Genomic DNA, 13,513 nt, shown 5'->3' on the forward strand with positions numbered 1-13,513 from the left:
AGGCCTTGCCGGGTCCGGCCAGGAATCGCCCGTCATCAGTGCATGACGCCCATCCGACCGTTTCCAGGAGACGTATGCGTAGTTCCGTGACCTCGCGAGAAACCTCGCGAAGCACCGCACAAGGTGTTTCGCAATCTGCCGGCCTGCCCACCACGGCGATTATCCTGGTCAGCCTGTTTATTCTCCTGGTTTGGTTCGGCACGCTCGAGGCGCGCCATCTGCTGCGCTCCGACGAGGGCCGCTATGGCGAGATCGCCCGCGAAATGTTCGCCACCGGCGACTGGGTCACGATCCGTTACAACGCGCTGAAGTATTTCGAGAAGCCGCCCTTCCACATGTGGGTGACGGCGCTGTCGTACACGCTGTTCGGCGTGGGCGACTGGCAGGCACGGCTGTGCGTGGCGCTGTCCGGCATGGTCGGCCTGGTGGTGTCGATGCTGGCGGCATCCCGCTGGTATGGCGCCCGCGCGGCGCTCCTGACCGGCCTGGTGCTGGCTGCCGCACCGATGTGGAGCGTTGCTTCGCACTTCAATTCGCTCGACATGACGCTGTCCGGCGCCATGGCCTGCGTACTGGCCTTCATGCTGCTGGCCCAGCACCCCGACGCCACCCCGGCCGGCCGCCGCTACTGGATGTGGGCCTGCTGGGTGGCCATGGGCGTGGCGATCCTGACCAAGGGCCTGGTGGGCATTGCGCTGCCCGGCCTGGTGCTGGTGATCTACACGGTGATCTCGCGCGATTTCGGCCTGTGGAAGCGCCTGCACCTGGTCAGCGGCATCGTCCTGATGCTGATCGTCACGGTGCCGTGGTTCTGGCTGGTGTCGGAGCGCAACCCCGAGTTCCTCAATTTCTTCTTTATCCATGAGCACTGGCAGCGCTACACCTCGACGGTGCACTCGCGCAAGGGCGCGCTCTGGTACTTCGTGCCCCTGCTGGTGGCCGGCTTCCTGCCTTGGCTGGGCCTGATGCCGCGCATGTGGCAGGTGGTGCGGGGCGAACGCGTGGACGCCCGCGCTGCCGCGGCGCGCGGCACGGCCGCCAGGCCGTTCCAGCCGGCGCTGCTGCTGGCCGTGTGGGCCATTGCCATCTTCGTCTTCTTCAGCCTGTCGGGCTCCAAGTTGCCCGGATACATCGTGCCGATCTTTCCCGCGCTGGGAATGCTTGCGGCGGTGGCGCTGCAGTACATCGACGAGCGCAACTGGCGCCGGCAGCTCAACGGCATGCTGGTGATCGCCGCCATCGGCCTGCTCGCCAGCCCGTACGTGGCCACGCTGAATTCCGACAATACGCCCAACGAGCTGTACCGGCTGTTCGCGGTCTGGGTCGGCGCGGCCTTCGTGCTGATGCTGGGCGGAATCTTCCTGGCGCGGTGGCTGCTGGCGGCCAAGGGCCTGATGGTAAGCATCACGGTCTACGCCCTGGCCATGCTCAGCAGCTTCACGGTCGCGCTGCTCGGTCACGAAGTGATGGGACGGCCGACCTCCGGCGTGGACATGGTGCCGGCCATCGAGGCCGTGCTGACCGACGACATGCCCATCTATGGCGTGCGCATGCTGGACCACACCCTGCCTTACTACCTGCGCCGCACCACCATCATGGTGGAATGGCCGGACGAGCTTGAATTCGGCACCAAGCAGGAACCGCAGAAATGGCTGCCCAGCCTGGATGCCTTTATTGCAAAATGGCAGGACGGCCAGCATGCCGTAGGTATCATGTCGGCCGCGACCTACCGCCTGCTGGAAGAGCGCAAGGTGCCGATGTACAAGATCGGGCAGGACAAGCGCCGCGTGGCGGTCACCAATTTCCCGCCGCCCGGCCAGGCGCCGGCGGCAACCCAGCCAGAACCGAACCGCGCGCCATGACGCTATCGACTTTCGCTTTCATCTTTACCGGCGTGCTGCTCAACGCGTGCGCGCAGCTGCTGCTCAAGGCTGGCACCAACGCCGTGGGCGCCATCACCCTGGAGCGCGCCACGCTGTTCACCACGGCGCTGCGCGTGCTGACGCAGTGGCCCGTGCTGGCCGGCCTCACGCTCTACGTGGTGAGCGTGGGCGTGTGGATCGTGGGCCTGTCGCGCGTGGACGTCTCCATTGCCTACCCGATGCTGTCGCTCGGCTACGTGGTGAATGCGCTGGCGGCCTGGTGGCTGTTCGGCGAAATGATCGGCCCGATGCGCGTGGCAGGCATCCTGCTGATTCTCGCCGGCGTGTTCCTGATTGCCCGCTCCTGATCACCGTACCATTGCACCAACAAGCCTGACCGCCATGACCGCACCCGCAGCCCAAGATTTCCTGCCCTTCGTGAAGCCGGTGATCGACGCCGACGCCATTGCCGAAGTCGGCAAGGTACTGGCCTCGGGCTGGATCACTTCCGGCCCCAAGATGCACGCGTTCGAGGATGCGCTGTCCGCGCTCTTCGGCGGCCGTCCGGTGCGCACCTTCGCCAATGGTTCGGCAACCATGGAGATCGCCTTGCGCGTGGCCGACATTGGCCCCGGCGACGAGGTCATCACCACGCCGATCACCTGGGTGGCGACCGCCAACGTGGTGGTCGCGGTGGGTGCAAAGCCGGTTTTCGTCGATATCGACCCGCGCACGCGCAACCTCGATCTCGACGCCGTGGAAGCCGCCATCACGCCGCGCACGCGCGCCATCATGCCGGTCTACCTGTCGGGCCTGCCGGTCGACATGGACCGCCTCTACGCCATCGCGCGCAAGCATGGCCTGCGCGTGATCGAGGACGCCGCCCAGGCCATCGATTCGCGCTGGCGCGGCCAGCGCATCGGCGCCTTCGGCGACCTGGTCAGCTTCAGCTTCCAGGCCAACAAGAACATCACCAGCGTCGAAGGCGGCTGCCTGGTGATGAACTCGCCCGAAGAAGCCCTGCGTGCCGAGCGCCTGCGCCTGCAAGGCGTGATTCGCACCGGCATGGACGGCATGGATGTCGAAGAACCGGGCGGCAAGTTCAACCTGACCGACGTCAATGCCGCCATCGGCCTGTCGCAGCTGGCACACCTCGACCGTGTCACCGCGCGCCGCGCCGAACTGGCCGAAGCCTATTTCCGCTGCGCCGCCGACGCCGGCCTGGCCGAGCTCGGCATCGAGCTGCCGCTGCCGCGCGACGGCGAACTGGCCACCACCAACTGGCATATGTTCCAGGTGGTGCTGCCGGCCGCGCGCATCGAGGGCGGCCGCACCGCCGTCATGGAAGGCATGCGCGAGCGCGGCGTCGGCACCGGCGTGCACTATCCCGCCCTCCACCTGTTTTCTTACTACCGCTCCCTTGGCTGGCGCGAAGGCATGCTGCCACATGCCGAGCGCATCGGACGGGGCATCGTCACTCTGCCGATGTTCCCTGCCATGCAGTCCGCCGACGTGGAACGGGTCTGCGCAACTCTCAGCGAAACATGCAAACGCCTCCTCAAATAAGCCCCGTCGAGGTTTCCGTCGTCATTCCCGTCTACAACGAGGAAGACGGCCTGCAAGCCCTGTTCGACCGTCTCTACCCGGCGATGGACAGTCTCGCCTGCAGCTACGAGATCATCTTCATCAACGACGGCAGCCGCGACCGCTCGGCGCAGATCCTGGCCAGCCAGTACCGCCTGCGCCCCGACGTCACGCGCGTGGTGCTGTTCAACGGCAACTTTGGCCAGCACATGGCCATCCTGGCCGGCTTCGAGCAGACCCGCGGCAAGATCGTGATCACGCTGGATGCCGACCTGCAGAACCCGCCGGAGGAAATCCCGCGCCTGGTGGCGACCATGCGCGAAGGCCACGACTACGTCGGCACCATCCGCCGCGAGCGTAACGACACGGCGTTCCGCCGCATTGCCTCGCGCGCCATGAATCGTTTGCGCGAGCGCATCACGCGCATCAAGATGACGGACCAGGGCTGCATGCTGCGCGCCTATGACCGCGACGTGGTCGACACCATCAATGCCTGCCGCGAAGTCAATACCTTCATCCCCGCGCTGGCGTACACGTTCTCCTCCAATCCGGTGGAAATCATGGTGGAGCACGAGCAGCGCCACGCCGGCGAATCCAAGTACTCGCTGTTCCAGCTGATCCGGCTGAACTTCGACCTGGTGACCGGCTTCTCGATCGTGCCGCTGCAATGGTTCTCGGCCATCGGCACCTTGCTCTCGCTGGCTTCGGCCGGGCTGGTGGTGGTGCTGCTGGTACGCCGCTTCCTGCTTGGCGCGGAAGTCCAGGGTGTGTTCACCCTGCTGGCCTTCAACTTTTTCCTGGTGGGCATCATGCTGTTCGGCATCGGCCTGCTGGGCGAGTACATCGGCCGCATCTACCAGGAAGTACGCAACCGCCCGCGCTACCGCATCCAGGCCGTGCTGGAAGGCAACCCCGAACAGCAGAAAATCGCGGAGCCCTCATCGTGCGCGCAGTAGTCTTCGCCTATCACAACGTCGGCGACCGCTGCCTGCGCGTGCTGCATGCGCGCGGCGTGGAAGTGGCGCTGGTCATCACGCACCGCGACCGCGCGGACGAGAACATCTGGTTCCGCCGCGTCGCCGATACCGCCGCCGAGCTCGGCATACCTTTCACCTATGGCGAAGATCCGCGCGACCCCGCGATCGCGCAGGCAGTGGCTGCCGCGCGCCCGGACGCGATCTTCTCCTTCTACTACCGCTCGATGATTCCCGCGGCGGTGCTGGCGCTGGCACCGCGGGGCGCGTTCAACATGCATGGCTCGCTGCTGCCGAAGTACCGCGGCCGCGTGCCGGTGAACTGGGCAGTGCTGCACGGTGAAAGCGAAACCGGCGCGACGCTGCACGCCATGGAAGCCAAGCCGGATGCCGGCTATATCGTCGACCAGACTTCCGTGCCGATCCTGCCGGACGACACCGCGGGCGAAGTCTTCGAGAAGGTGACCGTGGCGGCCGAGCAGACGCTATGGCGTGCCCTGCCCGCCATGATGGCCGGCAATATCGTCCAGTTGCCCAACCGCCTCGCCGAAGGCAGCTATTTTTCCGGCCGCAAGCCGGAGGACGGCCGCATCGACTGGCAGCAAGGCGCCGCCCAGGTCTACAACCTGGTGCGCGCCGTCGCGCCGCCCTATCCCGGCGCCTTCACCGACGTGGGCGGGCGGCGTTTCGTGGTGGCACAGGCGCGCCGCCCGCATGGCAATCCGGCCGCTAGCGCCGGGCTGCCCGCCGGCGCCCGTCCCGGCCTGCACGTGGCAGGCGGACAGATCATCGGCTTGTGCGGCGACGGCGGCACGATCCTGATCCAGGCATTACTCGACGCGGGTGCACCGGCACAAGCCGTTTCGCCCGACGTACTCTCTACATTTCTTACTGCACAATCCAAAGAGGAAAACCGATGAAAAAGGTCCTGATTCTTGGCGTCAACGGCTTCATCGGCCATCACCTGACGCGCCGCATTCTCGAAACCACGCCGTGGGAAGTCTACGGCATGGACATGTCCAGCGATCGCCTGGGCGACCTGATCGATCACCCGCGCATGCACTTCTTCGAAGGTGACATCACCATCAACAAGGAGTGGATCGAGTACAACATCCGCAAGTGCGACGTGGTCCTGCCCCTGGTGGCCATCGCCACCCCGGCCACCTACGTGCGCCAGCCCCTGCGCGTGTTCGAGCTCGACTTCGAAGCCAACCTGCCGATCGTGCGTGCCGCCGTGAAGTACGGCAAGCACCTGGTGTTCCCGTCCACCTCCGAGGTGTACGGCATGTGCCACGACGACGAGTTCGATCCCGAGACCTCCGAGCTGATCTGCGGCCCGATCAACAAGCCGCGCTGGATCTATGCCTGCTCCAAGCAGCTGATGGACCGCGTGATCCACGCCTACGGCATGGAGCAAGGCCTGAACTACACCCTGTTCCGCCCGTTCAACTGGATCGGCGCCGGCCTGGACTCGATCTTCGAATCGAAGGAAGGTTCCTCGCGCGTGGTGACCCAGTTCCTCGGCCATATCGTGCGCGGCGAGCCGATCAAGCTGGTCGACGGCGGCGCGCAGAAACGTGCCTTCGCGGACATCACCGACGGCATCAGCGCCCTGATGCGCATCATCGAGAACCCGGAAGGCGTGGCCACCGGCAAGATCTACAACATCGGCAATCCGGCCAATATCCACTCGGTGCGCGAACTGGCCGAGATGATGCTGAAGATGGCCGCCGACTACCCGGAATACGCCGAATTGGCCAAGCAAACCCAGATCGTGGAAACGTCTTCGGGCGACTTCTACGGCAAGGGCTACCAGGACGTGCAGAACCGCGTGCCGAAGATCGACAACACCATCGAAGAGCTGGGCTGGAAGCCCTCGGTCGGCATGGAAGACGCGCTGCGCGCGATCTTCGAAGCCTACCGCGGCAAGGTGGTGGAAGCGCGTACCCTGGTCGACTCGGCCAACTAAGGCGCGCCCGATGGCCCGTATCGCCCTCAAGGTCGACGTCGACACGCTGCGCGGTACCCGCGAAGGCGTGCCGGCGCTGCTCGCCATGCTGGCCCGCGTGCGGGCCGAGGCGACCTTTCTCTTCAGTCTCGGGCCGGATCACACCGGCTGGGCACTGCGGCGGGTGTTTCGCCCCGGCTTCCTGCAGAAGGTGTCGCGCACCTCGGTGGTCTCCAACTACGGCCTGCGCACGCTGATGTACGGCGTGCTGCTGCCCGGCCCCGACATTGGCCGCAAGGGCGCCGCCGAGATGCGCGCGGCGCGCGCGGCCGGCCATGAGTGCGGCATCCATACCTGGGACCACGTCTACTGGCAGGACAATGTGCGCGGGCGCGATGCCGCCTGGACCCGGCGCCAGATGCAGAGCGCCTTCGACCGCTACGTGGATATCTTCGGCGAGGCGCCGCCCACCCACGGCGCGGCGGGCTGGCAGATGAACGACGAGGCCTTCCGCCAGATCGACGACTGGGGCATGGTCTATGCGTCCGATGGACGCGGGACCGCGCCCTACATTCCGACCGTCGACGGCGTGGCGTGCCGCCACGTGCAGATGCCGACCACGCTGCCCACGCTCGACGAGCTGATCGGCACGGATGGCCTGACCGAGGACAATGTCCACACCGCTGTCCTGCGCCTGAGCGAAGGCGAGCGCGATCATGTCTTCACGCTGCATACCGAGCTGGAAGGCGGCAAGCTGGCGCCGGTGTTCAACCGGCTGCTGGACGGCTGGCGCGCGCAGGGCCACGAGCTGGTATCGATGGCCACCTTTTACCGCCACCTGGACCGCTCGGCCCTGCCGCAGGCCCCGGTGACCTGGGGCGCCATCGAAGGCCGCAGCGGCGAGCTGATCATCCAGCCCTGAGCCGCACCGGAATGACTGCCGCGCCCCCTTTCCCGGGGGCGCGGTCGTTTTATCCCCGCCCCGCCTTGGCCAGGCGCAGGCCGTTGAACACCACCAGCAGGCTCGCGCCCATGTCGGCGAACACCGCCATCCACATGGTGCCCAGGCCGAGCGCGGTCAGCACGAGGAAAACCGCCTTGATGCCGAGCGCCAGCACGATGTTCTGCTTCAGGATCGCCGAGGTACGCCGCGACAGGCGGATGAAGGCGGGGATCTTGCGCAGATCGTCGTCCATCAGCGCCACGTCCGCGGTTTCGATGGCGGTGTCGGTGCCGGCCGCGCCCATGGCGAAGCCGATATCCGCGCGCGCCAGCGCGGGCGCGTCGTTGACGCCGTCGCCCACCATGCCCACCACCACGCGCTTGCCGCTGCCGGCCGCGCGCGCCTGCCCTTCGCCACCTTTCACGCTCAGCGCGGCGATGGCATCCGCCTTGTCCTGCGGCAACTGGTTGCCGCGCGCCTCGTCGATCTGCACCTGCCCGGCGATGGCCTGCGCCGTGTGCGGGTTGTCGCCCGACAGCATCAGCGTGCGCACGCCCAGCGCATGCAGCTCGGCCACTGCCTGGCGGCTGCTCTCCTTGACCGTGTCGGCCACGCCGAACAGGGCCTCGACACCGTGATCGGCACCGAGCAGCACCACCGTCTTGCCCTGCCGCTCCAGCGCTTCCAGCGTGGCCTCGAGTTCGGGCGAGCACAGCCCGCGCTCATGGATCAGGCGGTGGTTGCCGAGATAGTAGGCGCGGCCGTTGACGGTGCCGCTCACGCCGTAGCCGGGCAGCGCCGCGAAGTCCCGCACATCGAGCAGCGCGATGCCTGCGGCGCGCGCGGCGCTGGCCACCGCCATCGACACTGGGTGGTCCGAGCGGCCCGCGAGGCTGGCCGCGACCACGCGGGCCGCGTCGCTCGCCGCGGCGCCACCCGCGACGACTTCGCCCAGCGGCAGGTAGTCGGTCTGCACCGGCTTGCCGTGCGTGATGGTGCCCGTCTTGTCCAGCGCCAGCCACGCTAGATCCTTGCCCTGTTCGAGATAGACCCCGCCCTTGACCAGGATGCCGCGCCGCGCCGCCGCAGCCAGTCCACTGACAATGGTCACCGGCGTCGAGATCACCAGCGCGCACGGGCAGGCGATCACCAGCAGCACCAGGGCCTTGTAGATCCACGCGCTCCAGTCGCCGCCCTGCGCCAGCGGCGGGACCACCGCCACCAGCACCGCGCCGAGGAAGACCAGCGGCGTGTACACGCGGGCAAAGCGGTCGACAAAGCGCTGCGTGGGAGCGCGGCTGCCCTGCGCGGCCTCGACCGCGTGGATGATGCGCGCGAGCGTGGAGCCGCTGGCGGCCGCGGTCACTTCGTATTCCAACTCGCCGGCCTGGTTGATGGTGCCGGCGAACAGCGCATCGCCCACGCCCTTGTCCACCGGCACGCTCTCGCCTGTGATCGGCGCCTGGTCCAGCGTGGACTGGCCGCGCAGCACCCGGCCATCCAGCGCCACGCGCTCGCCCGGGCGCAGCCGCACCAGCGCGCCGATGGACACCGCGCGCGCATCGACCGCCTGCCAGCTGCCGTCCGCCTGCTTTACCGTGGCCTGCTCGGGCGCCATCGCCATCAGGCCGCGCACCGCATTGCGCGCCCGGTCCAGCGACGCCGCCTCGATGCGTTCTGCCAGCGCGAACAGCACCATCACCATGGCCGCTTCCGGCCACTGCCGGATCAGCATCGCGCCCGTCACGGCGATGCTCATCAGCGCATTGATATTCAGGTTGCCGTTGGACAGCGCGATCCAGCCCTTCTTGTACACGCCGAGGCCGGCGATGGCGACGGCCAGCAGCGCCAGCACCGGTGCCAGCCAGTCCTGCCCCGGCACGTGCAGCCATTCCACCGCTTCCGCGCCCAGCGCCGCTGCGCCGGCAAGCGCCAGCGGCCACCACGGCCTGGCGGCCTGCGGCGCCAGTTCGGCCGCCTGCTCCGACAGCGGCTCGGCCTTCATGCCGAGGCTTTCGATGGCGCGCACCACCGGGTCCAGCGAATCCAGCGTGTGGTGCACCGTCAGCACGCGCTGCATCAGGTTGAACTGCAGCGCGGCTACCCCGGCCATGCCGCCGAGCTTGTTGCGCAGCAGGGTTTCCTCGGTCGGGCAGTCCATCGCATCGATACGATAAGTGGCCATTGCCGCGCCCGCCGGCACCGCCACGGCGGCTGTCGGCGCTACCCCGGACGACGCGCAGGCGCTGCCGCAGCAGGCCGCCTCGCCGGCGTGGTGGTGCTTGTGGTCGTGTTCGTGGTTGTGGTCGTGCCGATGGCCTTGATGGTCATGCGCATGTGGCGCATGCCGGTGCGCATGCTGTTCACCATCCGGTCCATGCCCGTGCTGGTGGTCGTCGCCATCAACGTGTCCATGAACGTGCCCATGAACGTGCCCGTGGTCATGATCATGGTCGTGCGCGTGGTCGTGGCTGCTGCCCTTCCGGTCACGGACGGCGGTTTGGTCTGGCGTTGCGCTAGGCATGGCGGTGTTCCCTGCTTATTGTGGCTTATCGCCATTTAAGACCCTGGAGCGACTACAGGGTCAAGCCCCGTCTACCGGGCCGGGAATGTGCATGCCATGCCGCTTCGGCCACGGGAACCCCCGGCCGTTTCCGGGCTCGAATCACCGGTCCGCGCCTGCAGGCCACCACTGTCGCCATCTCCCGGGAAATGCCTGCTTATCCCCTGCGTACGTCATGGTCAAACCCGCTGCCTATATAATCCGCCACATGCGCCGGTTCCTGATCCTGCTTTTCGCCCTCCTTCTGCCGCTCCAGTTCGCCTGGGCCGGTGCGGCGGCGTATTGCGGCCATGACGGTCAGCACGGCGGCGCCAATGCCGCGGGCGCAAGCTGGCATTTCGGCCACCACAGTCATGCCCACCAGGGCGCGGCTACCGATCAGCACAGCCCCGACGGCCGGGACGCCAAGGACGGCAGCAGCAAGACCAAGCTGCCGGACCTGGATTGCGCGGTCTGCCATTTCGCCGGCGCGCAACTGGTGCTGCCGGACTTTGCCAGCACGGGCTCGCATCCTGGCATGACCATCTCCTACCACGCGCTTGCCGCGTCATTCCTCTCCGCGCCGGGCGCCACGCCCGACCGTCCGCAGTGGTCGCTCGCCGCCTGACCGGCGAGACGACTCCACCCATCTCCAGACTTTCGTCTCGCCGAGCTTCCCTGGTTTCCTTCCGGTGAAATTCGATGAGAACATTTGTGATGCCGCTCGGGCTGGCGGCAGCTTTGCTCGGCCCGGCCGCGTTCGCGCAGGACGCGGCGCCTTCTTCGGACTTTTTGGCGCCTTCTTTGGCGCATTCTCCTGCGCCTTCGTCTGCCTCCTCTTCCACGCAGGCTGCCGCATCTTCCGCTGAGCCAGCCGGCGCGCTGACATTGGAAGATGCCCTGGCCCTGGCGGCCGAGCGCAACTTCACGCTCTCCGCCGCTGGCCATGAACTGGCTGCCACGGAAGGTGGCATCGCCCAGGCGCGGGTGATCCCCAACCCCGAAGTGGCGGTCCTGTTCGAGGACAACCGCCGCGACACGCGCACCACCACCGCGCAGATCAACCTGCCCATCGAACTGGGCGGCAAGCGGGCCGCGCGCATCGGCGCCGCGCAGAAGGCACGCGAACTGGCCCAGTCCCAGCTTGGCGTGACGCGCACCGACCTGCGCGCCAGCGTGATCGGGAGCTTCTTCGGCGTGGTCATCGCGCAGGAACGGCTCAGGCTGGCGCTCGGTTCGGCCGAAATTGCCGCCAAAGGGGCGCAGGCCGCGGCACGCCGCGTGGCCGCCGGCAAGATCGCGCCGCTGGAAGAAAGCAAGGCGCGCGTCGAGCAAGCCAATGCCGGACTCGAGGTGGCCGACGCCGAAGCGGCTCTGGCCACGGCTCGCCTGTCGCTGGCCAGCCTGTGGGGCAGCGGCGAAGCCCGTTTCAGCGAAGCCGCCGGCAACCTCGATGCCCTGCCCGCGCGCCCTGACGGCGCCATCCTGATGCAGGCGCTCGACGCCGCGCCCGAACTGGTAAGCAGCCGGCTTGAACTGGAGCGGCGCCAGGCCGTGATCGGCGTGGAGCGCAGCCGCCAGTATCCGGACCTGACCGTCAGCCTTGGCAGCAAGCGCGACAACGCCTCGGATCGCGGCACCATGCCGGTGCTCGGCGTGGCGCTGCCGTTGCCGCTGTTCGACCGCAACCAGGGCAACCTGTACGCCGCCATGCGTCAGGCCGACAAGGCCGCGGACGAGTACCGCGCCACGCAGGTGCGGCTGTCCAGGGAACTGCAGCAGGCCGCGCAGCAACTGACCGTGTCGCGCACCTCGGCCGAAACGCTCAGGAGCACGGTGCTGCCTGCCGCCCGGCAAGCATTCGATGCAGCCACGCGCGGCTTCGAAGCCGGCAAGTTCAACTTCCTCGACGTGCTCGATGCGCAGCGTACGTGGTTCCAGGCACGCATCCGCTATCTCGGCGTGGTCGCCAGCGCCTACCAGGCCGCCACCACCATCGACCGCATTCTCGGCCGCTAGCGCCGTCAGGGCTCAAAAGGAATTCCATCATGGCAATGAACACCAAGCAGAAAACGGCCGTCGCCATCATCCTGGCCGGCGGCGCGCTGGCCGGCGCGGCGCTGATTTTCGTCGGGCGTGGCAACGGCGGCGCGGACGGACACGGGCACGGCAGCGGCACCCATGCCGAGGCTGCCGCCCACAATGACAACGAGCATCACGGCGCCAGGCCCGGCGCCGCGCACGACGACGCGGACGCGCACGGCGACGCCGAACACCACGCCAGCACCACCGGCCCCAACGGCGGCCAGCTGTTCCGCCAGGGCGACGCCACGGTCGAAGTGCTGGTGGCCGAAGGCGCCGCCGGCCAGGACGCGCCGCGCATGCATGTCTGGGCCGCGCAGGCAGGCAAGCCGGTCGCACCCGGCAGCGTCAAGATCTCCGGACGCTTGCTGCGGCTCACCGGCGAGGCCGAAACCCTCGCCTTCAGGCCAGCGCAGTCCTATCTGCAGAGCGAAGGCGCCATCGACGAGCCCCATGCTTTCGAAGCCCGCCTGGACGTGACGTTGCCAGGTGCGAGTGCACCGCTTGCCATCAAGCTGGCCAGGGAGGAAGGTCGCATCGAGATGACGCCAGAGCAGATCCAGGGCGCGGGGCTGGCATTGCAGAGCGCCGGCCCGGCGCGTATCGAAGGCACCGTTGCCTTCCCCGGCGAGATCCGCTTCAACGAGGACCGCACCGCCCACGTGGTGCCACGCGTGGCCGGCGTGGTGGAAAATGTCTCCGCCAACCTCGGCCAGCAGGTGAAGAAGGGCGACCTGCTGGCGGTGCTGGCCAGCACCGTGTTGTCGGACCAGCGCAGCGAACTGTTGGCCGCGCAGAAGCGCCTGGAACTCGCCGAATCCACCTTCCGCCGCGAGAAAAAGCTGTGGGAGGACAGGATCTCGGCCGAACAGGACTATCTTGCGGCGCGCACCGCGCTGCAGGAAGCCCGCATCGCCACCCAGAACGCCACGCAGAAGCTCACCGCCATCGGTGCCAGTGGCAACGCGGGCAATGCGCGCGCACTGAACCGCTTCGAGCTGCGGGCGCCATTCGACGGCACCGTGGTGGAGAAGCACCTCGCGCTCGGCGAAGCCGTGGCGGCGGACGCCAATGTCTTCACCATCTCGGATCTCAGCAGCGTATGGGCCGAGTTCGTGATCGCGCCCAAGGATCTGGACCGCGTGCGCGTCGGCGAGAAGGTGCGGATTGCCTCCACGGCCTTCGACGGCAAGGCCGGCGGCAAGGTGTCCTACGTCGGCTCCCTGCTCGGCCAGCAGACCCGTACCGCCACGGCACGCGTCACGCTGCCCAACCCGAAGATGGCCTGGCGCCCGGGGCTGTTCGTCACCGTGGCCGTCACCGATTCCAGCGCCGACGTGCCGGTCGCCATCGACGCGCAGGCGCTGCAGAGCAACGGCGACCAGCAGGTGGTGTTCGTCGTCGTGCCGGGCGGCTTCCTGGCCCAGCCGGTCAAGACCGGCCGCAGCGACGGCAAGCTGGTCGAGATCACGCATGGCCTCAGGACCGGCTGGAAATACGTGGCAGGCAACAGCTTCGTGATCAAGGCAGAGCTCGGCAAGGCCGGCGCCGAGCACAGCCACTAAGGCGGAGACCCTC

Annotated in this window: 11 protein-coding genes; 10 read left to right on the top strand and 1 reads right to left on the bottom strand. The window is 67.7% G+C overall.

Translation table 11 applies throughout. The features are described 5' to 3' along the window. Positions 1-74: 74 nt before the first annotated feature. From AB4Z48_RS19675 to AB4Z48_RS19705, 7 genes are read left to right on the top strand one after another with little or no spacing between them, the layout of a single operon-like run. Complete coding sequence (locus AB4Z48_RS19675) at positions 75-1,862, top strand: glycosyltransferase family 39 protein (protein ID WP_441616939.1); 1,788 nt, start codon at positions 75-77, stop codon at positions 1,860-1,862. Further along, entirely contained in the window at positions 1,859-2,230 is a 372-nt protein-coding gene (locus AB4Z48_RS19680; protein ID WP_441616941.1) for a DMT family transporter, read from the top strand. The genes AB4Z48_RS19675 and AB4Z48_RS19680 overlap by 4 nt, the downstream gene beginning before the upstream one ends. Before the next feature lie 34 nt (positions 2,231-2,264). Then, on the top strand, positions 2,265-3,428 hold the full coding sequence (locus AB4Z48_RS19685) for a DegT/DnrJ/EryC1/StrS family aminotransferase (RefSeq protein ID WP_441616943.1): 1,164 nt from the start codon (positions 2,265-2,267) through the stop codon (positions 3,426-3,428). Then, on the top strand, positions 3,407-4,402 hold the full coding sequence (locus AB4Z48_RS19690) for a glycosyltransferase (protein WP_441616945.1): 996 nt from the start codon (positions 3,407-3,409) through the stop codon (positions 4,400-4,402). Before AB4Z48_RS19685 ends, AB4Z48_RS19690 begins: the two co-directional genes overlap by 22 nt. Beyond that, entirely contained in the window at positions 4,390-5,340 is a 951-nt protein-coding gene (locus AB4Z48_RS19695; protein ID WP_441616947.1) for a formyltransferase, read from the top strand. Before AB4Z48_RS19690 ends, AB4Z48_RS19695 begins: the two co-directional genes overlap by 13 nt. Further along, positions 5,337-6,389 carry a bifunctional UDP-4-keto-pentose/UDP-xylose synthase gene (locus tag AB4Z48_RS19700; protein ID WP_441616949.1) on the top strand — a complete coding sequence of 351 codons (1,053 nt, stop codon included), beginning with the start codon at positions 5,337-5,339 and terminating at the stop codon, positions 6,387-6,389. Before AB4Z48_RS19695 ends, AB4Z48_RS19700 begins: the two co-directional genes overlap by 4 nt. A gap of 10 nt (positions 6,390-6,399) precedes the next feature. After that, a complete protein-coding gene (locus AB4Z48_RS19705) occupies positions 6,400-7,290 on the top strand; it encodes a polysaccharide deacetylase family protein (RefSeq protein ID WP_441616951.1) in 891 nt (296 codons plus the stop codon). 49 nt (positions 7,291-7,339) lie between these two features. On the opposite strand, the gene AB4Z48_RS19710 is transcribed toward AB4Z48_RS19705, so the two are convergent. After that, the gene (locus tag AB4Z48_RS19710) at positions 7,340-9,835 is read right to left on the bottom strand and encodes a heavy metal translocating P-type ATPase (RefSeq protein WP_441616953.1); all 2,496 of its coding nucleotides are present in this window, start codon (positions 9,833-9,835) and stop codon (positions 7,340-7,342) included. A 214-nt stretch (positions 9,836-10,049) separates the two neighbouring features. Here AB4Z48_RS19710 and czcI point away from each other — a divergent pair, with 214 nt between their 5' ends. From czcI to AB4Z48_RS19725, 3 genes are all read left to right on the top strand, one after another. Beyond that, positions 10,050-10,481 carry a cation efflux protein, CzcI family gene (gene czcI / locus AB4Z48_RS19715; protein ID WP_441616955.1) on the top strand — a complete coding sequence of 144 codons (432 nt, stop codon included), beginning with the start codon at positions 10,050-10,052 and terminating at the stop codon, positions 10,479-10,481. 74 nt (positions 10,482-10,555) lie between these two features. After that, positions 10,556-11,872 (top strand): TolC family protein, encoded by a 1,317-nt coding sequence (locus AB4Z48_RS19720; protein ID WP_441616957.1) that lies wholly within the window; start codon positions 10,556-10,558, stop codon positions 11,870-11,872. 29 nt (positions 11,873-11,901) lie between these two features. Beyond that, a complete protein-coding gene (locus AB4Z48_RS19725; RefSeq protein WP_441616959.1) occupies positions 11,902-13,500 on the top strand; it encodes an efflux RND transporter periplasmic adaptor subunit in 1,599 nt (532 codons plus the stop codon). The last annotated feature ends 13 nt before the right edge of the window (positions 13,501-13,513 follow it).

The organism is Cupriavidus sp. 2TAF22 (assembly GCF_052115045.1).
Taxonomy (GTDB): Bacteria; Pseudomonadota; Gammaproteobacteria; order Burkholderiales; family Burkholderiaceae; genus Cupriavidus.